The 20132-nt window shown below is 53.2% G+C and carries 20 protein-coding genes, 1 tRNA gene and 1 pseudogene; 10 read left to right on the forward strand and 12 right to left on the reverse strand.

Annotation, left to right across the window (positions count from 1 at the left end):
- From H5P27_RS06815 to H5P27_RS20195, 3 genes and pseudogenes are all read left to right on the forward strand, one after another.
- Window positions 1-1593, forward strand: a 1593-nt coding sequence (locus H5P27_RS06815; protein WP_185659644.1) for a glycoside hydrolase family 3 C-terminal domain-containing protein, incomplete at its 5' end; no start/stop codon positions are given.
- A 293-nt stretch (window positions 1594-1886) separates the two neighbouring features.
- Window positions 1887-2219, forward strand: a pseudogene (locus H5P27_RS20190) (sialate O-acetylesterase); the annotation flags it as partial.
- Window positions 2220-2238: 19 nt separating this feature from the next.
- Window positions 2239-2373 (forward strand): sialate O-acetylesterase, encoded by a 135-nt coding sequence (locus H5P27_RS20195; RefSeq protein WP_425511339.1) that lies wholly within the window; start codon window positions 2239-2241, stop codon window positions 2371-2373.
- Window positions 2374-3087: 714 nt separating this feature from the next.
- On the opposite strand, the gene yjjJ is transcribed toward H5P27_RS20195, so the two are convergent.
- Window positions 3088-4467, reverse strand: coding sequence for a type II toxin-antitoxin system HipA family toxin YjjJ (gene yjjJ / locus H5P27_RS06825; RefSeq protein ID WP_185659646.1), 1380 nt, complete (start codon window positions 4465-4467; stop codon window positions 3088-3090).
- 225 nt (window positions 4468-4692) lie between these two features.
- Between yjjJ and H5P27_RS06830 the strand changes: the two genes are divergently transcribed.
- Window positions 4693-4878, forward strand: a complete 186-nt coding sequence (locus H5P27_RS06830) for a hypothetical protein (RefSeq protein WP_185659647.1) — start codon at window positions 4693-4695, stop codon at window positions 4876-4878.
- A gap of 36 nt (window positions 4879-4914) precedes the next feature.
- Here the strand turns inward: H5P27_RS06830 and H5P27_RS06835 are convergent, their stop codons facing one another.
- From H5P27_RS06835 to H5P27_RS06855, 5 genes are all read right to left on the reverse strand, one after another.
- Window positions 4915-5082, reverse strand: a complete 168-nt coding sequence (locus H5P27_RS06835) for a hypothetical protein (RefSeq protein WP_185659648.1) — start codon at window positions 5080-5082, stop codon at window positions 4915-4917.
- A gap of 146 nt (window positions 5083-5228) precedes the next feature.
- Window positions 5229-5305 (reverse strand) — tRNA-Ile (locus H5P27_RS06840).
- A gap of 127 nt (window positions 5306-5432) precedes the next feature.
- Window positions 5433-6491, reverse strand: coding sequence for a lipid A deacylase LpxR family protein (locus tag H5P27_RS06845; RefSeq protein ID WP_185659649.1), 1059 nt, complete (start codon window positions 6489-6491; stop codon window positions 5433-5435).
- 208 nt (window positions 6492-6699) lie between these two features.
- A complete protein-coding gene (locus H5P27_RS06850) occupies window positions 6700-8685 on the reverse strand; it encodes a TonB-dependent receptor domain-containing protein (protein ID WP_185659650.1) in 1986 nt (661 codons plus the stop codon).
- A gap of 154 nt (window positions 8686-8839) precedes the next feature.
- A complete protein-coding gene (locus H5P27_RS06855) occupies window positions 8840-9574 on the reverse strand; it encodes an alpha/beta hydrolase (RefSeq protein ID WP_185659651.1) in 735 nt (244 codons plus the stop codon).
- 194 nt (window positions 9575-9768) lie between these two features.
- Here H5P27_RS06855 and H5P27_RS06860 point away from each other — a divergent pair, with 194 nt between their 5' ends.
- Window positions 9769-10050: a hypothetical protein gene (locus H5P27_RS06860; protein ID WP_185659652.1), complete on the forward strand. Its 282-nt coding sequence runs from the start codon at window positions 9769-9771 to the stop codon at window positions 10048-10050.
- Between the two features lie 40 nt (window positions 10051-10090).
- On the opposite strand, the gene H5P27_RS06865 is transcribed toward H5P27_RS06860, so the two are convergent.
- Window positions 10091-11518, reverse strand: a complete 1428-nt coding sequence (locus H5P27_RS06865) for an alanine/glycine:cation symporter family protein (RefSeq protein ID WP_185659653.1) — start codon at window positions 11516-11518, stop codon at window positions 10091-10093.
- A 101-nt stretch (window positions 11519-11619) separates the two neighbouring features.
- Window positions 11620-12072: an OsmC family protein gene (locus H5P27_RS06870; RefSeq protein WP_185659654.1), complete on the reverse strand. Its 453-nt coding sequence runs from the start codon at window positions 12070-12072 to the stop codon at window positions 11620-11622.
- Window positions 12073-12213: 141 nt separating this feature from the next.
- Between H5P27_RS06870 and H5P27_RS06875 the strand changes: the two genes are divergently transcribed.
- Together H5P27_RS06875 and H5P27_RS06880 are read left to right on the forward strand one after the other, a co-directional pair.
- Complete coding sequence (locus tag H5P27_RS06875; protein ID WP_185659655.1) at window positions 12214-12705, forward strand: UvrB/UvrC motif-containing protein; 492 nt, start codon at window positions 12214-12216, stop codon at window positions 12703-12705.
- 136 nt (window positions 12706-12841) lie between these two features.
- A complete protein-coding gene (locus H5P27_RS06880) occupies window positions 12842-13237 on the forward strand; it encodes a response regulator (RefSeq protein WP_185659656.1) in 396 nt (131 codons plus the stop codon).
- Here the strand turns inward: H5P27_RS06880 and H5P27_RS06885 are convergent.
- Complete coding sequence (locus tag H5P27_RS06885; protein ID WP_185659657.1) at window positions 13234-14478, reverse strand: class I SAM-dependent RNA methyltransferase; 1245 nt, start codon at window positions 14476-14478, stop codon at window positions 13234-13236. The genes H5P27_RS06880 and H5P27_RS06885 overlap by 4 nt on opposite strands.
- Window positions 14479-14680: 202 nt before the next feature.
- Between H5P27_RS06885 and H5P27_RS06890 the strand changes: the two genes are divergently transcribed.
- The 3 genes from H5P27_RS06890 to yidD all read left to right on the forward strand — a co-directional run bounded on the left by H5P27_RS06890 (window position 14681) and on the right by yidD (window position 15992).
- Window positions 14681-15109, forward strand: a complete 429-nt coding sequence (locus tag H5P27_RS06890) for a SufE family protein (protein WP_185659658.1) — start codon at window positions 14681-14683, stop codon at window positions 15107-15109.
- A gap of 56 nt (window positions 15110-15165) precedes the next feature.
- A complete protein-coding gene (locus H5P27_RS06895; RefSeq protein WP_185659659.1) occupies window positions 15166-15615 on the forward strand; it encodes a bifunctional diaminohydroxyphosphoribosylaminopyrimidine deaminase/5-amino-6-(5-phosphoribosylamino)uracil reductase RibD in 450 nt (149 codons plus the stop codon).
- Window positions 15616-15713: 98 nt separating this feature from the next.
- A complete protein-coding gene (yidD, locus tag H5P27_RS06900) occupies window positions 15714-15992 on the forward strand; it encodes a membrane protein insertion efficiency factor YidD (RefSeq protein ID WP_339382572.1) in 279 nt (92 codons plus the stop codon).
- A gap of 36 nt (window positions 15993-16028) precedes the next feature.
- Here the strand turns inward: yidD and dcd are convergent, their stop codons facing one another.
- Genes dcd through H5P27_RS06915 form a run of 3 tightly spaced genes read right to left on the reverse strand, consistent with a single transcriptional unit; the run spans window position 16029 to window position 19977 of the window.
- Window positions 16029-16565, reverse strand: coding sequence for a dCTP deaminase (dcd, locus tag H5P27_RS06905; protein WP_185659661.1), 537 nt, complete (start codon window positions 16563-16565; stop codon window positions 16029-16031).
- A 41-nt stretch (window positions 16566-16606) separates the two neighbouring features.
- Entirely contained in the window at window positions 16607-18172 is a 1566-nt protein-coding gene (locus tag H5P27_RS06910) for a bifunctional GNAT family N-acetyltransferase/carbon-nitrogen hydrolase family protein (protein WP_185659662.1), read from the reverse strand.
- A gap of 38 nt (window positions 18173-18210) precedes the next feature.
- Window positions 18211-19977, reverse strand: coding sequence for a hypothetical protein (locus H5P27_RS06915; protein ID WP_185659663.1), 1767 nt, complete (start codon window positions 19975-19977; stop codon window positions 18211-18213).
- Window positions 19978-20132 lie beyond the last annotated feature (155 nt).

Raw genomic sequence — 20132 nt, forward strand, 5'->3', positions numbered from 1 at the left:
AAAAAGGCTATTACGCAGGGTGGCGCCTTGGGAGTGATGTCCTCGTACAACGACTACGACGGAATTCCGGTCCAAGCGAGCAAGCTCTTCCTACAGGATATTTTAAGAGATGAATGGGGCTTCGAGGGCTATGTGGTCTCGGACAGCGGAGCGGTAGAGTTCCTCTATGAAAAGCACAGAGTGGCGGCCACTCCGAAGGAAGCGATACGTCTTTCGGTCGAAGCTGGATTGAACATCCGCACTCACTTCACGCAACCGGAAGAGTATGCGGAGCCATTGGCTGAGCTGGTGGAAGAAGGTCGCCTCTCTATGGATACGATCGATTCGCGAGTGTCCGATATTCTTCGGGTGAAGTTCCGATTGGGATTGTTTGACGATCCATATGAAACCAAGTCGATCGATACCGACTTGGTGGTGCGTTCTGAGGAGAATCTAGCGATTTCCCATCAGGCTTCCCGTGAATCGATTATTCTTTTGAAGAACGAGGGCGAGCTGCTGCCGCTGGAAGGTGACTATCAGAAGATTCTCGTTACTGGTCCGATGGCGGACGATCAGCGGGCGTGGTGGAGCCGCTACGGCGCTCAGCGTCTCGACTACGTCACTCCATTGGAGGGCATTCGCTCCGCGTTGGATGGCAAAGTGGAGATCGTATATGTCAAAGGCGTAGAAGCGGCGGATGAGAATTGGCCCCTGAGCGATATCTATAAAGAGGCTGCCTCCGCTGAGGTACAAGCCGGCATCGACGCTGCCGTGGCAGCTGCAAAGGATGTGGACGTGATCATCGCTTGCGTTGGGGAAACGGATGCTCAATGCCGCGAGTCGCAAAGCCGCATCAGCCTTGATTTGCCGGGTTACCAGAACGAGCTCTTGCAGGCCCTGAAGGCAGCAGGCAAGCCGATCGTTCTCGTTTTTTCCAATGGTCGTCCTCTCAGCGCTCAATACGCTATCCGTAACTTCCCATCTATCGTTGAAATGTGGTTCCCAGGGGAAGACGGAGGAGAGGCCCTGGCTGACGTATTGTTTGGCAACTACAATCCGGCGGGACGTTTACCAGTCACTGTCGCTCAATCCGTGGGGCAGTTGCCCTTGAATTTCCCGAGTAAGCCTGGTTCTCAAGATGTGGACTACGGGCAGGTCAACGGATCGCTTTTCTCTTTTGGACATGGTCTGAGCTACACGAAGTTTAAGTACGAAGGTTTGTCTTTAAGCGATGATGAGATCACCGCTGGCGATGAAGTCACCGTCGAACTAAGCGTCAAGAACGTTGGCGATCGGGATGGCGACGAGGTCGTGCAGCTGTATTTGAGAGACGATTACAGCAGCGCTACAACCTATGACCAACGTCTGGTCGGCTTTAAGCGAGTACATATCCGAATGGGCGAAACGGCTAAGGTCGAGTTTACCCTCTCGAAGGAGCACATGGAATTTTACAAGACCGGAGAGGGCTGGCTGATCGAGCCAGGTGGATTCACGGTTTGGGTGGGAGCTTCATCTTCCGATCTGCGACTTCGTAGTCGTTTCGCCGTAACTGACGAAAATGGAGAGGTGCCCGAGGAGCATGAGATCCAGGAGGAATGGGTCGATCCAATCTAATTTGGGTTATATTAGTGTGTTAATCACTACTTGATGCCAGCGGTGGGGTAGCCGCTGGCATCTCACTTTTAAAAGTCCTATTGGGAGTGTTTATGATGAGCTTGCGAAGAGGGTATTGCACGAAAGAGTGTGTTGTGAATATCGCCTATTTTGCAGGGGAAGGGCTAGGCTTAGGTAAGGCTTGGGTTATCCTGGTCTTAGCGGTCATTTCCTCTTGTTTGGTATCCGCGAATCAACGTCAGGCATTGAACTTTAACTCCGATTGGTTGCTTGGGGTGGGAAAGCTCAGTGGGATGCACCAAGAAAACTTCGACGATTCGAGATTTTCCCGCGATGGAACGGGTGGGTTGAAGGAAGGCGTTGCTCAAGCGCCGGTCGAGAACATAGGCGATCGGGAGCTTTCAATCATCGAAATCGAGTTTTATGAATCACTGCCCAATGAGCAGGCGTTTGACCTCTACCTCCTGATGGGGCAATCCAATATGGCGGGGCGGGACCTGACAGGCTTGAGTGACCAGACCATTAGTGGGCAAGTTCTCGCCTATGGGTACAATGGAGAGTGGTTTGTCGCCAAGGATCCAATACATAAGCAGACAGGCAGGGTTAAGCCTGGAGTAGGACCTGGAATCGCTTTCGCATCAAGCGATGCAGGCGGCCCATCCGGATACGACGATAGGTGTCGTGCCTTGCGCTGTAGGTGGATCTCCCTTGAGGCGCTGGGTAAAGGGTGGCGATCTTTATGAGGAAGCTTGTGAACTCGTTTGGACTCTACCGTATTGAGAAAGACTTCGAATTGATGATAGGATTGTGGTGAACAGGGGCTGCCTTGGTGAACTGTCGAGATAGCCATCGGAGGGGCTTACGATTTGTGAATGACCTTGTGATAGTGAACTTCAATCGGAGGAGGCGGTCGATCCTCAGGGGCGTCGTCTGCTGATAAAGGGGCGGGCCATTGGGCGATTTTTGGAAGAAGGCTCTGATGGTTTGCTTGGGCTTTGGTGGTTTTGAGAAGCACAGGTAGGACTCGACGAATTGAGGATTCAGAGCCGACGAAGGGGGCGTCGCGATATCAGATTGCCGGAAATTCTTTTCGGGCGGAGAGCCTGAATGGGCTTTGGTTTCTATCGCGTAGCGTTGTGATTTTTTAGTCTCCGACCAGGTTAGGGCGAAGCGATTTGATTCGGATCGAATGGCGGCCGAGCCGTTGGGGTTCGCTGTTTCTGAGTTGGAAAATGAAAGAACTTGCTGTTCGAGAATGAGTCGTGGCTCTTGAATTATCGGTTCCGGTTTTGGAATGAATATCCCATTTGTTTCGAACATGAGATGTGGGCGAGGCTCGGCAGGAATCGAGATCTGTCTACGATATTGCGAGGTGCTCGGAGCTTTTTCCTCAACCGAATTTGCCGGAGGGCCTGCCGGTGGCGACTGCTGTTGTTTTAAAAAAGAACGACGAGGTTTTGCGTTAGGCGCAAACTGTCGAGGCTTGGTCAAAGCCTAACTAAGAACAGCGCTTTTGATTCGCTCGAGGTTATCTTGGGCGGTGGTGCGCAGAGCGGAGTCTGATGGGAGTAATTCGATGAACCGGGTCCAGAAGCGGATAGCCGCTTTTGCGGCGGGCTGCCAATTTGGAAGCGCTTCGGGTCGAGGCGGACGGACGTCGATGGGCTTCGCTGGAAGGTCTCCACTGCGCTGCGGCGCGTAGCGCATGGGGAGCATGTCGTATATGGGGCAGAGCTTGAGAGGAAGTTGCGGAGTCAGGAAGACGCTGAGATTTCCAAGGTGCATATCCGAATTGCCGATGAGGTTTCCGAAGTGTTCGTAGGTCGCGGCGCGATCGGCGTCGGCTTGGGTGAGCCAGCCATTTCGGACGAGAGACTGGCTGCTGCGACTCCAGCTTTGCTCGAGCTCTCCGCCGAGTCCGGCGATGAGAGTGCGCAGGGAAAGAGTGCCGAGGCGACCATGGTTTCCGGAGCGGTCGAAGCGCTCGACCTCGAGGTAGGCACGTTGTTCTGTTTGGATCAGCTCGGAATTGGCAGATGGGAGACCAATGCTGGACAGCTCCTCCGATGCGATGGCTTCAGCTGCGAGAAGCTCGCCCCAGCGTCTCCCGGCATCGGTCTGTAGGGAGCCGGAAAACTTGACGATAACGTGTTGGAAGGAGTCGCTGGTATGTCGAATGCAGGCGGTAAACTTGGGCTGCTCGCCACCGGCGGACGAGTTGGGAAGTTCTCCGTCTTCTATGATGTGGCGGGCAACTTGATCGTATTTCGATGCACGCTCGAATTCGTCTATGAATTCCAAATGGCCGCGTCGTTCCAAAAACGCATCTATTGCCTGGCCCCCTAAAATGAAGTTGCCGGGGGTGTCGTCGCCGTGGGCGAGTATGGCCCTAAGGGATTCGTCGATGGTCCAGGTTTCGGGGTTGATTCCGATGCCGAGCGCTGTGCCGAAGTTGTGGGCGAGTAGGCGTCCGAGGTAGCCTTGCGGTCGCATGTCTTCTAGAAACCATGGCAGCCCGGAAAAGAGTTGCGGGTGGTCTTTGCCGTTTAGCAGATAGCTGTAGTCGGTATTTTCCCAGCTCGGCTCGAAATAGAATTCGTCCTGATGAAAGGCGTGGAGCGTGCCGGCAACTTGGGCTTGGCCCTTGGGGTCTACCTGGTAGAGCTTCCAATCGCTATCGCTTCCGCCAAGGTCGCGTGGCAGGGCATAGCGAGCTCGGCGGGTTTGTCCGATGCGGAAAACTCTCGAGGAAGCGCTTAACGCTCGCGATACGGTAGGCTGACTCACGCCTAGCCGGCGAGCGATGTCCGCTGCTGGCATCGACCCTTGGGAGGCGAGAAGTTTTTCGATGGAATCTGTATGCTTAGAGCTCAATTGAATAGAAAAATGAATAGTATAAGATAAAGATAGTCAAAGAGAAAGGGGGATGTCTTGGCCAAGGTGTGAATAGAAAAATGAGTTTCCAGCTCATCGAGACAAGCGTTTGGGAAGCAGCTCTCACGGATTGAGGAGTATCGCTCGTTAGGATGTGTGGGGAGTTCCGATTCAATATTCAACCTGAGCCTCTGGGAATCGGGAGTTGAGCTTACTCGAGTACCAATGCCGCTAGCCCAAGAAAGGCAGGAAGGAGGTGTAGTTGATTCCTGGATGCGATTGACCTGGCTTTACCGCATCGATGCTGAGAATGGGGATGCAACTCTATCTCTTTGGGCCCGGAACGGTCTGGAGATCGAATCGCTACGCCGGTATCAGCCAATCTTGCTGCGTGTTTTCCGATGGTCCTAGGATGCGATTGGTAGACTATGCCTTGCATGCTCGTCTTTAGATATCGGATACGGATAGGAATTCTGCTTGCGGTGAACCTCTCTCGATTTCTAGGCAGGTACGCGGATGGCCGCGCAAATCTGCCCGGTTTGGCTTGGGCAAGTCTGGCTCTGGCCAGTAGGCGGACAAAGCGGTGGAGGTTTGCTCGAGCTTCGTTGCTGGCACGAAAAGGATGCCACGTTGGAATCTCCTTGCAGCCTCTGGTTCGGGGAGGCAGATTTCCCGTCGAAAGGCGAATCTAGTACAGAATCGGAAACCGCTTTACAAGCGGCTGGGGAAACTTTTATAAGTTGCTTGTATTTAAAGACTTTTGGTAGGCCCGCTCGGACTCGAACCGAGGACCAATGGATTATGAGTCCACTGCTCTAACCAACTGAGCTACAGGCCCACTAAATGTGGAGGATTGGGTTTTTGGTGGTTGGCGAGGTAGATGTCAACCCAGAGCGGCTGGTAAAATCGAAGCCTTAGGATGTAAAATTCTCCCGTCTAGGGAGAAATCCCTCGATCTTTGAATCCTAGAACGAGCGGGCGATGGTGATGCCGCCGAATTCGTGTGGATCTTCCTGTCCGACAAACTCTTCGCTTCGGACGGTGTAGACGTAGCTGAGTGACCATTTCCCCGCAAGCAAGGTTGCCCCCGCGTAGTAGTCGCCCACGTAGTCTTGTGCTTCTAGTCCGTGACTGTCGGCCCAAGTGTTTCCCTCGATGAAAATGTTCTGGGCTACGTAGCGTCCTTCGGCTCCAACGGTTATGAAAAAGCCAGACTGGGGTGAGCTGTCTGATAATCGAGGGTCTGATTCGCTACTCGGAAAGGCGGATGTATTTCCAGGGCGAATACGTGGGGGCGTGGCTGGTGTTTGGCGATTGTATCCGAAACGCATGCTCGCACCTGCGTGGGCGTATGTCTGAATGTTGCCCAACGCGAAACCGTAGGAAGTGTTGAAGTCCGTTCCCCAGCCTTCTCGCGTATCGGGCAGGCGGAATATCTCCGAGTCGCGTCTCCAGGCGAGTATGCCACCAAACTCGTTTTTTAGCTGGTTATCCCATCCGCTCGCATGGGTGGCTCCGATTTTCTCGTGCACCCAGTTTTGTACGTCTTCAGCGTAGGAGTCCGGGCCGACCAAGCCGAGCGTTATTTCCATTGTATCCGTGGATCTACCACGGTTTTCTCGTAGAGCTAAGCTCAAGTAGGACCAGCCAGCATAGGGCCGATCGTCCAAGATGAGTTCGGTTGCTTCCTTGTCTTTGGGGGTGTAAATGTTTTGGCCGATTGAGAAAGTAGCGCCGTAGCTGTATGAGTCTTTTCGCGTTTCTGGCTTCTTGTTGGCGATTGCTTTTGCCCAGGCCGGTAGATATTCGATTTCGTCGTAGCTTGCGGCCTCTGCTAGATCCCAAGAGATGCGGGTCCCGTTGGTGTAGGCTTTGTCGGTGCCGCTGAATACGTCGTTTTCCACGGATAGAGCCATGGTAAATGCCTTGTTGATATCCTGTGCGGAAAGGGTGGATACGGCTGTCAAAGCTGTTGAGACGGCTAAACTGAAGATAGGAGTTTTCGCATGTTTAGGAAGGGTCATGGAATGCCTATTTCAGTTTTCGCGCCAATGCGTTTTGACCGAAGTTTAGGCTATTGTTCAGTGCAATGTGAACGGTTTAGGTCGGTCGACTTGCAATTTGCAATTGGGCGGGAATAGGGGGATCTAGCCTTTCGTAAAAAGAAAAACGCCACTGCGTGTGCAGTGGCGTTCCGTCTAGATGAATTGATCTTGGAGAGAAGAATCAATTCTAGAATTTGTAGCTAGCGGTGAGGCTGATTTCCCTACCGCGAGCTGGAAATCCGATATATGATCCTACGCGTGCGTTGTAGCCGTAGGTACCGTGGTCGTAGTAGAATTCGTCGAATACGTTTTTGATGGAGGCGGAAAGGGTGAGCGCGTCGTTTTCTACAGGACTCCAAGAGGCGAAGAGATCGGTGACGAAATAGCTCGGCTTGTCTGGAGCGTCGGCCGCGATGGCGTTCTCCTCTGACTCGACGTAGCGAGCGAAGAGGCCGAGGTCTACGTTGTAGTCAGATAGGAAGTAATTGGCTTTGGCATTCCAAGTGCGACCAATACTGGTGCCGAGTCCAAGATTGGCGTCGGTGAGGGCCTCGTCGTTGAAGGAATTGTCGGCATTCCAAACTCCGACGCTTACGAACCCCTTTTCGTAGTGCTGCCCGAGCTCGAGTTCGTATCCGTCAACCTCGGCAGTCCCCACGTTTCTCCAATAGCCCCAGACCTCTCCACCAGAGTATTCTGCGTCGATATAGTTCTCGATGTCTTGCGTGTAGACCGTTCCACGAAGGAAGGTGCCGTCTTTTTCCCACGCGAAGCCGAACTCGATATTGTCCGCCTTTTCTGGAGACAGGTCTCCGTCGTGAACGTAGAGAGCGGAGAAGAAAGCTTCGCGGATGGTGATGCCACGGAAAGCTCGTGAGTAACCGGCTCGGAAGCTGAGGTCTTCTGTTGCTTGCCAGGTCACGCTGGCGTTGGGGCTGAAACCATCGGATTCATTGCTGGCTCCGGCGGCTACACCTTCTTCGGAGACGCGTTCGTAATTATCGTAGCGAAGTCCCGCTGAAAGCGTGATGACCTCTGTAGCCTGCCAGTCGTCCTGTGCGTAAATTCCAAATACAGTGGCAGACTGAGTGCTGGTTCCCCAGAAGGTTGGGGGTGTAGCATTTTGTTCGGAATCGGACTTATCCTCACGGTAGTCGATACCAAAGGTGAGGCCGTTGTTTTCCGAAATCATATTGTTGCGGATGTCGAAACCGAGACTTTCGAATTCCCCACGACCGTAGAGAGCTCCGGTGGTATTTCGGTGGTTTGAATAGTCGCTTTGGGTCCAGTATAGAGTACTGTTTAGGTCGAGCACCCCGTCACCTGCGTCCAACTGATGATTGAAGGTGAGGGTTTCGCGGTTCATCTCGTGGTCGGAGAGCACGTAGGCAGCGTTGAAGCCGATCATATGAGGGCGCTCGTAGTAGGTGCCGGTATCCTCGAGTGCCTCGTAGGCAAGGCTCCAGTTTTGGGTGGCTCCCGTACCGTTGAGCTTTACGTAGCCCCGGGCATGATTGTAAGCGGTGGGGGTGACTATGTCTCCGTTTCCGTCCGCATAGTCTTCGCCTTCTGCGTGCGAGTAGGTGGCGATCAAACCAATCGAGTCAGTCAGTTTGCCGTAAGCGGAGCCGACCAGCTTGTAGCTATCCTCGCCATTGAAACCGTAGGAGGTTTTGACGAAGGCTCCCACTCTTTCCTCGCCCAGCATATCGAAAGCATCTTTGAGGGTGACGCGCATGGAGCCAGTGAGAGCTCCCGCTCCGGAGGTTGCCGCTCCGGCTCCGGCGTCGAGGTCGATGGTTTTGATAAACTCAGGCTCTAGCTGGAGGCGTCCCTGGTGGTGGTAAAGTTCTCCTATTTGCTGAGCTCCATCGATGGTGACGTTGAGCATGGTGTCCTCGAAACCGCGGACGTATATCTTTTGGGCGACTGCTGAACCGCCTCCTACCGACAAGGTTGATTGATTGGAAAAGAGCTCCGCCAGATCGTTCGCTTGCAGTCGCTCGATTTGAAGGGCGTCCATCGCTAGATCGCCCGGCTCACTCTCGGCTTTTACCTCGTAAGGATCGAGTTGGATAATTTCCTCCTCTTCCTGCGCATTTGCTAATCCGGAAAGACCGACGAATGATAGGCCGGCCAAGATAGCGTTTCGTTTGTAGTGGTTCTGCTTCATTGCGTTTCCGTTTGAAAGGTAACGCAAATTACAGCTTTTCGGCAGATCACTCCGCCCGAAGCGGGATTATAAAGGCTCCGATCGGTATCTTGTTTACCCCAGTTGGTTTACCCTGAATTTTGAGGTCTTGAGGGGCGATCGTAGCCGAAAACGGTTATTTTTCGGATTCCGCAACCCACTGGGAAATCGCCTTCGCGATTTCTGGATACGCGTTTTCGCTAAACATATGACTCTCGTTTGGGCGTTCGATGAGCTTAGTTTTGGTCGTTGCGGAGTTGATTGCGTCCTTGCTGTCGCTGAGCGGGACGACGTCGTCATCGGCTCCGTGGATGAGGAGCCAAGGTTGGGCGATCTTTTTAATAGAACCGAGGGTATCGCCAATTGCGATGGCATCATCCCATGCGAGCTGGGAGAGCGGGCAGGTCGGTTCCTCCCACATGAATCCTTCGCCTGGTACCTCCTCGCCGAACTCCCGTTTGAAGAAATCAGCGGTATGAACCATGCCGGCGAGTGAAACCAAAGTATGGATACGGGTAGGTTCTTCTGCCGCCACGAGCGTTCCCACCGCTCCGCCCATGCTGTGCCCGATGTAGATAATTTTCCGATAAGGGTCGGAGAGTTGATCTAGCAAGGCCGTTAGGTCCTTTGTTTCCGAAGTGATAGTGCAATCTTCGAAACGACCTTCGGATTTGCCATTGCCTGAAAATGAGAACCGGAGAGCGGGGATTCCCAGCTTTGCCAATTCGTTGGCCACGCCTACGATAAGCGGCCGGTCCTTGTTGCCTGTAACGCCATGGCCAATAAGGGCGAGGTATCCAGTATTTGGAGCTTCGTGGTAGGTGGCGTCGATTCTTCCGCCGGCGGCGTTTTGCAAAAGGGAGGTGTCCATAGGAAACGGTTTGAGCTTTGGTTGGATTAAATTGCCAAGGGGTTTGTCCACGAATTGGGACGAGCTGGAAACCTAGGCGAGCCTCTCGCTTAGTCAATATTGGGGGTAGACGAGGTGGCGTATCAACTTTCCCGAGCTAAACGGCTGCCACATTTTTATTTACACGATCAGGGGCAGGAATTGGGAATGAGCTTATGGAAAAGGGACGCTACGAACCTAATGACGAGGGCTATATCAACGACCACGTGCGAGAAGCAGCGAAGTCGATCGGCAAGGCGATCCATATTTATTGCGATGGGCACTACGCCCACAGCAACGCTCGCGACATTCCGAGCTCGCACCCGCTGGTGGAGATAATGGAGTTGCTCAAGGAGCTAGACGAGGAAGGGGCGGAAAAGGCGAATCGCGTTCACGACCCGAAGCTCTTTAAAATCTTCAAGCCAACAAAGAAGGCGAAGACTCGCTGGAATATCTAATTCTGACTTTGGGCCATGTGCCCTCTGCTTTTGCGTCCGCTTACTTGCTCCAGAAAGTCGCCTTAGGCAACTTGGCTTTTTCGGCGTCCATGACTGGTTCCTGGCCCGCTTTTTCTTGGGTCTCAAAATCCTTGAGGCATCGGAAGACTTGAGGGCTCAACAGCAGAATGGCGATCAAGTTGATCCAAGCCATGAGGCCTACTCCGACGTCGCCCATGGCCCATGCGAGTTTGGCGGATTTGAGGGTGCCGTAGAAGGTTAGGGCTAGAAAGAGAATGCGAACGACTTGGGTGGCTTGCTTGCGGGCGGGTCCGGATTTGAAGAGGTAAACCAAGTTTGACTCGGTATAGTAGTAGTAAGCCAAGAGGGTGGTGAATGCGAAGAGCAGCAAGGCGATCGCGATGAAAGCGGAGCCAAAACCTGGCATCAGGCTATCGACTGCATTTTGGGTAAAGGCCGCTCCTGTTTCCACGCCAGGCAGATTTTCTACGAGGAAGCTGCCGTCGGGGGCCTTCACGTTGAAGGAGTCGGTCATAAGGATCATCAATGCGGTCGCGGTACAGACAAACCAGGTGTCAACGTAGACGGAGAAGGCTTGCACGAGGCCCTGCTTGGCCGGGTGGTCGACTTCCGCGGTGGCAGCGGCGATCGGAGCGGTGCCTTGGCCCGCTTCGTTGGAGTAGATGCCACGCTTAACGCCCCACTGAATTGCAGCTCCCAGAATTCCGCCGAAGACTGCGTCCATTCCGAAGGCCGAACTGAAGATACTGGCGAAAACAGACGGCACGTGGCTGATGTTAGCCCCGATGACGATCAGGGCGATCAAGATATACCCTGCAGCCATGATAGGCACTGCGAGCTGAGCTACGTGGCCAATACGGTGTACTCCTCCGAAGATGATGAGGGCCAGCAAGATGATAACGACGATTCCTGAGTACACCGGAGCGATGCCAAATGCGTTTTCCATGGCGGAGCCGATGGAGTTGGACTGCACGGTGGGTAGCAACAGACCACAGGCCACGATAGTCGAGAGGGCGAAGAGGATCGCGTACCATTTTACGCCTAGGCCTTTCTCAATGTAGTAAGCGGGGCCGCCGCGGTATTGGCCGTCGACCTCTTTCTTATAGATCTGAGCGAGGGCCGCTTCGGCGAAGGCAGACCCCGCACCCACGAAGGCGATGAGCCACATCCAGAAAACGGCTCCTGGGCCACCGCCGGCGATCGCCGATGCCACGCCCACGATATTGCCGGTTCCCACACGGCCAGAAACTGCGAGAGCGAAGGCTTGGAAGGAAGAGAGTCCGTTCTCCGACTCCTTGCCGCTAAAGAGGTAGCGGACCATGGATGGGATCTTGCGGACTTGCAGGAAGCGAGTCGCGAAAGTGAAGTAGAGCCCCGCCACGAGGCAAAGACCGACGAGCCAGTCGGACCAGATGTACTTGTTGAGAAAATCGACTATTTCAGACATGAGAGGGCGAAGTGGACGAGGCGTTGCAGGGGGTGCGCCACAGTGGCGCACATTTCGAAAGTTGATTGATACTCAACGGAAAGCGTCTTTTTGAACGCCTTTTATTGCGGGAGGTGGGTGACGATCTCGCAATTGACCGAATTCGCCAAAAAGCACTCCTCGTGGGCTTTGTGGTGGAGTCTCTGCAGCATCTTTTCGCTGGGCTCGGATCCCTCGGCGAAAACGATTTCCGGGTAAAGATCAACGCGGGTAATCGCCATTTTGCCCGCTTCGTTTTTGGCGAGATGCCCGATAGCGCGGTCTCGATAGGACTCCACCGTAATTTTGGACATGGCTGCGATAGCAAGAAAAGTGAGCATGTGGCAGCTGGCGAGGGAAGCGACGAAGGCTTGCTCGGGGTCGACTTTATCCTCTTCGCCCAGGTAGTCGGTCGCCGCGGAGGCTTCGACGAGGAGGCCGTGACCGAAGTCCCAGCTATGGTTTCGGGAGTAGCTTTTGTAATCGAAAGCGGCGTCTCCCCGCTGCCAGTTCAACGTAGCGATGTGTTCGGACATGGAGGGAACAAAGGGCGAGTTTTGCCTTCGTGTCGAGAGGAGTGAAGCGAGACTACGGGGTCGTGGGAAATTTTCGCCCTTTTTAGCTGAGGTTTAGCCCCAACCTTGTCGAAGTATAAGGAGAAAGGCTTTACAGACCCAATGAGCGAAACCCGTCCCAAGAAGTGCACCCACTGTCATAATCCGACGACTATCCACGTCACCAAAGTCGTAGATGGAGAGGCTGTGAAAATGGGTGTTTGCGGTACTTGCCCGAAGGCAAAGGAACTTAAAGAGGGGAAGCACTGGGATCTGATCGGAACGGAAGATGGCGGCAAAAAGCCGAAGCTTCCTAAGGAAGGGGACCGAGCCTGTTCGGGTTGCGGGCTCACTCCGGCGGACTTCAAGGAGCACGGAAGGCTAGGTTGCCCGAAGTGTTACGAAACCTTCGAGGCGAAGATCGAACCGATGCTCAGAAAGTTGCACAAAGGCGAGAGGCATCTCGGCAAGGTGCCAGGCTCAACCGAGCAGCGACGAGTCGTTTCTCCCGAGGAGATTGCCAAGCTCAAGCAGCGTTTGGACGAGTACGTAAGCCGCGAGGAGTACGAGATGGCCGCGGCTGTTCGCGATCAGATTCGCTCCCTCGAAGACTAGGGGACACTTGGCAAAAGGCTGTGAAAGCCCTGTTAAATCCCTGAATGTCGCCTTTCGCTAGGCGATTCACAGCAAGCTCCATTCACTATACGAGTTATCTGTCGATCTAATGGGTAGTTTAGTCCTCGAACCTGAAATGAACGATACGAAAAAGATACTTCTGCTTGAAGACGACAAGTCATCTGCACGGCTTGTTACCAGCTTTCTCGAGTCCAGAGGGTACGAGATGACTGAGAGCCATGAGGGGCGGGACGCTATCGAAAGCGCTCTGCATCAGAAGCCCGACCTGATGATCGTAGATGTCTTGCTGCCTGATATGCACGGCTCCGAGGCGGTGAAGCAGATTTGCTCCAAGGATACGCACAAGGACCTGAAGGTCCTCTTTGTCACCTCTCTCCTTTCGAACAAGACGAAACCGGAAGAAGAGGTGTCGATCACTGTGTCCGGCAGGAAGTACCCAGCTCTCGCCAAACCGATCGTTCCCGGAGTTCTGGAGAAGGCGGTCAGCCGAATTCTGGCTGGCAACAACTAGGCTTTTTTAAGGATCACGACGCACTCGAGGTGTCGTGTCTGAGGGAAGAGATCGAAGGGCTGGATCTCGTCGATCTGATAGCCTCCTGCCAAGAGGATTTGAAGGTCCCGCATTTGAGTGGCTGGATTACAGGAAACGTACACTACCGAGGTTGGTCCGAATTCGATGAGCTGATCGAGAAACTCCTTGCTCGATCCCTTGCGAGGAGGGTCGATAACCACGGCAGATTTCTCTCCGGGAAAGTCGATCTTCTCGAAGATGGAGGCGGCGTCACCCACGACAAAAGAAGCGTTTGCGATACCGTTGGCTTCTGCGTTCTTGACCGCGTATTGTACCGAGTGTTCGGAGACCTCGATCCCGACTGCCTTTTCGAAATCACGAGCAGCCGTCAAACAGAACAAGCCACTCCCGCAGTAGGCGTCTACCAGGAAGCTCGCTCCCGCTTCCTTCGCCTTTTGTCGGACATAACCGGTGAAGGCTGGCAGGATGGACGGGTTGTTTTGGAAGAATTCGCCCGCTGGGAATGAGAAGGTCAAATCCCCCACTTGCTCGTTTATGATCGCTTTCGGGTCAGTCGTTACCCCGTCTCGATGCTCGCGGATCAGCAAGGTGCCTCCTTTTTTGAAAGGCTTACTCCGATGTTTTTCGACGGTCTCCTTGCGGAGTCGGGTTAAGGTGTCGTTCATCGCGTCGCTGATTAGTGGGCAGGATTCAACTTCGACGTAGCGGGAGCGAGTGCCCGCTTTGAGGAAGCCGATCGTCATCTCCTGGCCGCCTCGCGGAACTTCGAAGTGGGGAGTCAGTTTGGACCGGTAGCCATAGAGCTTGGGCGATGCGATGGCCGGAAGCACAGGATGCTCAACCTTCACCATGTGCCAGAGCAGCTCTTTGACCTGCTGGGTCTTCCATTTCAGCTGGGCCTCGTACTCGAAATGCTGGTATTGGCAGCCGCCGCACTCGGTGAAAACTGGGCATGGAGCGGAAATGCGTTCTGTGGAAGGGGTGAGAACTTCCACCAGATCGGCTTCGCTGAAGTTCTTGTCATTGCGGTACACGCGGGCGCGAACGCGTTCTCCCGGTAGTGCGAAACGGACCATTACGACCCAATCGTTTATGCGTCCGAGACCTTGGCCCATGTTGGTCAGGGTTTGGATATCGAGCTCTACGATTTGATGATACTCGAAAGGTTCGGGTCTGAATTTCCGTGGAGGACGTGGTTTGGCTTCTTCGTTTCCGCTCATGCTGTGGCAGGTTAGGATTGGGAGGAGAGTCAGTTTACGTGGGATTTCGAGGCTTAAATCTCCTAGATGGCACGGAATGAGCAACCGCGGAGGAAACTTCGCGGATTATGTGCGTCACCCTTTTGGAAGTTTGGAGTTGGGAGCCGCTGACCGGAATCGACACTGGACATGAGTCGCGGAGTTGCTGTTTTGCTAAACGAAGATGAGTATAGAAGCAAAAAGAGATGCTTTAGTAGATGAGTTAGCTCCGTTTGACGATCATTTCGAGCGGTTTGCCTATATCGTGGATCGGGCCAAGTCCAACCCACCGTTGGATGACGAGTTCAAGATCGATGCCTTTCTGATTGAAGGTTGTTTGTCCCGACTTTGGGTTTATCCGGAGTACAAGGACGGGCTTTGCTACTTTTCTACCGACTCGGATGCGGCTATCACAAAGGGTACCTCCACGCTGCTCTGCGGTTTGTACAGTGGAGAGTCTCCGCAAGATATCATCGGCCTGGAGCCGGATTTCTTGGCAGAAGTTGGAGTCACGCAGCACCTTTCTCCTAACCGGCGCAATGGACTGACCAATGTTCGCAAGCGCATCAAGGCGTATGCAGAGCTTTGCTTGAAAAACTCTGAAGACCAGTAGCTTGCATACAGGCGGTGGGGTCGCTCGTTAGTCAAAGAGCAAGACTTACTGGAAGAATGGATCAGATTCGTATCGACGAGAGTTTCATGAGGGCCGCCATATGCGAGGCGGTCCGGGGCGACGTGGTAAAAACAAAGCCCAATCCTCGAGTGGGCGCTGTCATCGTGGAAAATGGCGAGATCGTCGCGAAAGGCCACTTCGAGGAAGATGGCGGACCGCACGCTGAGCGGAAGGCTTTCGAAGCCTTGGGCCGCAAGCCGCAGGCGGGGGCAGTGATCTATGTGACCTTGGAACCTTGTTCGACTGTGGGTCGCACGGGGGCGTGCACGACGGCTATTGTGGAATCCGGCATACGCCGCGTGGTGATCGGAGCCCAAGATCCAACGCCAGAGCACCGGGGAAATGGGGTTGCCGTTTTGGAGCAACAAGGTGTCGAAGTCTTGGCGGGGGTGCTGGAGCTGGAATGCTCGGCTCTCAATCCAGGCTATCGTGGGCATTCAACCTAACTCGCTGCTTTGCTAAGATAGCTTGCTGAGGGCTTCGGGTCGGTCTAATCCTGCGAACCGTGTCGCTTTTTAAGCTAGTTGGGCGGGCGGTTTCCGCGGTGTTGATCTTTCTGGTGCGTATATACCAGTGGACTCTATCACCTTTGAAAAATGCCCTATTTGGGGCGGCGGCGGGATGTCGATTTAGCCCGACTTGTTCGCACTACGCGATCCAATGTTTGAGAACGTTGCCTGTGATCAAAGCGGTTCGCCTGTTGGTCTGGCGGATACTTCGATGCCATCCGTGGGGAGGAGCGGGATACGACCCGGTTCCGAAAATGGTTTATCGTGAGGATTCGAAGGGAAAGCCCGTCAAAAGCTTAAAGGACTACCTATGAGAGCTGAGTGGTCGCTTACGGAATGATTGATCCGAGCTAGAAGCGGTTTTTCCACATCATGGATTCCATGGGAAGTGGGGAGCGGCTGTTGTATTTGGCGGAGGCTTTTTTGTTGTAGTAGTTCTCTACATCTCCTTCCACGTGGAAATAGATAAGCTGCCCAATGGGCATACCCGCGTAGATGCGAACGGGTTGAGCGACTGAAATTTCTAGGGTCCAATGGTTGCAGAAGCCGACATCTCCCTTCCCTGCGGTGGCGTGAATGTCTATGCCCAAACGGCCGACGCTACTTTTTCCTTCGAGAAACGGCACGTGGGCGTGAGTTTCGGTGTATTCGAGCGTTGAGCCAAGGTAGACAGTACCTGGTTTTAGGACGTAGCCTTCTTCCGGGATTTCGAAATGCTCTATCGTGTTGTGAGCCTTCGCGTCCAGGATGTCTGCCTGGTAGGTGGCCAAGTGCTTGCTGAGGTGCACATCGTAGCTGTTGGTGCCTAAGGCTTTGCGGTCGAAGGGTTCGACCACGATCTCGCCATTTTCCATGCCTTCGAGAATCGCTTTGTCGGAAAGAATCATTGTGGGAAAGAGGAGTTTTGAAAATAGGGGTTCTGGCAATCTTAAACCGGCAAGCCCATTGGGTCGCCGCCTTGAGTGGAGGGGTGAGTCTTGTCCTTCGGGAAGTTGCTGGTAAATTGGAAGAGATCTTTGCGTCGGTCCAACATGGGAGTGACGCTTCCGGAGGCCCGACTGCGGTATAGGTCGTTTATGTCCAGGTCGGTGACGAGGAGCATTTCCACGTTGGAGTCTGCTTCGGCTTGGATGCCATCCCGGGCAAATTCGTGGTCACTCGGACTGAAGACGGCCGCTTTTCCATAGTGGATGTCCATCGCCGGAACGCTGGGCAGGTTTCCGATAATACCTGCGGTGACGACGTAGACTTGATTCTCGATGGCTCGAGCTTGGCTGCAGTAGCGAACGCGAAGGAAGCCGTGGCGGTTATCTGTACAGTAGGGGACGAAAATAATCTCAGCTCCTTGGTCTGCCAAGTAGCGGGCTGCTTCGGGAAACTCTGAATCGTAGCATATAAGAATGCCGATTCGGGCTTTGGGCGTGGAGATAACGTTAAGCTCGTTGCCGCCAGAGATTCCCCAGTACTTCTTCTCAGACGGAGTGATGTGCAGCTTAGGGTGCAGTGTGAAGGATCCATCTGGAGCGAACACTGGACAAACGTTTTGCAAGCTACCATCGATCTCCATCGGGTGGCTCCCTGCTATGATGTAGAGCCCATATTCTTGGGCGAGTTTCCCCATCAGAGCCATGAATTCGTCCTTCATCTCGGACAATCTACGGATGCCTTCGATGGCCGGCAGCTTTTTGAGCAGTTTTTGGGATAGGAGCTGCACCGAGAAAAATTCTGGGAAGACAACAAAGTCCGAACGGTAGTCTGCAGCCGTTTCCACGAAATACTCTACCTGGTCCGCAAAGTCTTCGAAACTATTGATCCCTCTCACCTGGTATTGGACGCAGGAGACGCGAACTTTTCTACCATCCTTTTCTACTGGTTGGTGTTCCGGGTTTATCCACTCTAGGAAGGTCGCATTGTTTTTGCTATGTGGATCCTGTATGTAGTTTTTGAGCACGCCTCGAACGATGAATCCTTCGCGTAACTGAAAACTCAATACTAGGTCTTTTATTCGGCCGTTTTCAACTTCAGCAATGTAGGTCTCTGGTGACATTGAACTGGCGTAAGTCGAGTAGCCGTGAATTCTTCCGCCTGCAATGATTCGCCGCAAGTTGAGGCGTTGGCAAAGGTCGCGACGGGCTTGGTAAAGTAGATGACCGATGCCTTGCCCTCTAGCGGCTGGATCTACGTAGACGTCGGCGCCATATAGGCTATCACCCTCTGGGTCATGGTTGTGAAAATAGCCACCGTCTGTAATCCCCGCATAGGTGTGTTCACGATAGGCATCGGCTCCCAAATCCACGATGAGACTTGATACGGCTCCGAGAATTTTTCCGTTTTCTTCCGCGACAAGCTGTCCCTGAGGAAAGAGCCTTAGGTGGTTGGAGAGCTGAGCGATTGTCCAAACCACGTTTTCCTCTGCCATCGCGGGAAAGCAGGCTTTGTTGAGTTCGACTAGGGTTTCGAGGTCTTCGAGTTTCGCTTCACGGATTATGGCCATGAAGAGGAGTTATGCTCTCGAATTTCTACAAATCAAGCTCAGTCGATGTAGATGAACGGGTGCTTTAGCTCCCTTTTTATGGACGAGAGCTCAGCTCTTAATTCGTCCAGCTTACGCTCGCTCTCGTTCATTTTTCGACTTATTTCCGAGGAGATGTGTTTGGGGTCATTCGGGTCTCCTCCAGATTTTTTTCCAAAATGTAGCCAATCGGGGAGGAGGCTAGATTCGCTTTTAGAAGTTTCGCCTGTATCGGATGACTGGTTACGAATCTGCGTCCGAATTTCCTTTTGATGATTCTCAAGAGAGCGAATCTCCGTCTCCAATAAGGTGGTTTCTGATTCCAAGGCTTGTGACCTGTCGCTCAAGGCTTCGAACTTTTCATTCCAGATCCTCTCCGCTTTTTTACTGACCGTTGTGATGCCGGGGTGCTTTAAAGCGGTTGCTATCACGTGTACATTTTCGCGCAGACGTTCAGTTACATGATACCAATCCTGATATCGAGTGAAGCACTCCTCGTTTTCGGTGATGAACGGCAATATCTTTGCACTTTGTCCCTCGAACAGTTTTTCGCAAAGTGGCTTGTCAATCCAGTTGAGTCCAGCGAGCAATAGTAGCTTGGCCCGATCGGCTCGTGAAGGAATGTTGCGGGTGAATACACCCATGGGTTTCCAGCTTTTCGCGTACTCTTTGAATTGCGCTTGATTGGCAAATCGGCTTATCGCTTCACAACGTAGTCCATCGTTTAATACAAATGCTTTTCCTGATGAGCTTACCTGGGCTTGGTTATCAGGTAGCTGCTTAAACCAGTTATACACGGAAGTCCCTTCGCTTTCACCAAAAATGATTGAGATTTCGTCGGCGTGAACGACCTCTGGAAGCGATAGTCCGGCTACTTTCAATTGGTCCGGGGTGGGGAGAGAATCAAGGAATTTTACAGCAGTGGATCTCTGGCAGTTCTTGAGAGCGTTTACTGCCTTCTGCATTGCATCCGGGTAGCAAAGGGACTTGATGGGAAGGTAGTCTAATGCGTTGTTGTCGATGCCGAGACCTTTCCCGAGGCTTTTGCAGTCGTCCTCAATAAGTGGGTACAATCTAAAATCTTGTACTTTCTTCACCCACTCGCCCCAGCTTTCGTTTGGATATGCGAATTGCAACGGTTCTGTGCTCTCCAGCAAAAGGATAAGGCTACGGCGATACGGCCCGCGAGAAGCGGCAGGGAAGACGTAATCTCGCAGCCAGTCTACTATCGTGACGGATAGTTTCTCGAACTTTTGCAGGTAGATGATTGTTAGGTCGGTTCCAAGCGATTTGAGCGGTAACGCATCCAGAAAAGCTTCGGCATGGTTGTTGGCTTTGCTCTCGCCGAGGCCAACATTTATCTCAATGTCATCCCTTGCAACCTCGGTACGGCCCACTGATGCTGCGGCGGCCTGGTTGACGTAGGGCTTCTTTTGTTTCGCGATGTCGCTGCGGGTTATGAGTAAAGAGTCGTCGGATACAATCGGGTTGATCTTGCCACGCTCCACGCTCCCGAGTCGTTCTGAAATCTTTTTTTCTTTATTGGGCGAGGAAGGGTAGCGAACGCTTTCGGAGCAGGCTCGAATGAATTCAGGGATTGTATCCAGTGTATCCTCTTTTCGAGTTGGTTGGATCCAGAGTACCTTTTCCTTGCTCAGCAACTTGCTCTCGCGGAATTCCGAAATGAAGGTGGATTTTCCGACTCCGACGTCACCCCAAACATTGAATACGCGATCACTCGATACTTCCGTGCCTTGCAGAGGAAGAACGCTGGATAGCTGTTCCATCTCTACCTTTCGAGGGATGAAATGAGCTTTAGCTTTTTCTGTCGAGTTCTGTGGGTCCGATTGCATCTATCCTATAGAGTAATACCTCTCATAGCTTATCGGCAACATGAGCAGGCTACAAACCGCAAAGTCTTAATTATTTGTGAAATACGGAG

This window comes from Pelagicoccus albus (assembly GCF_014230145.1).
Lineage (GTDB): Bacteria > Verrucomicrobiota > Verrucomicrobiia > Opitutales > Opitutaceae > Pelagicoccus > Pelagicoccus albus.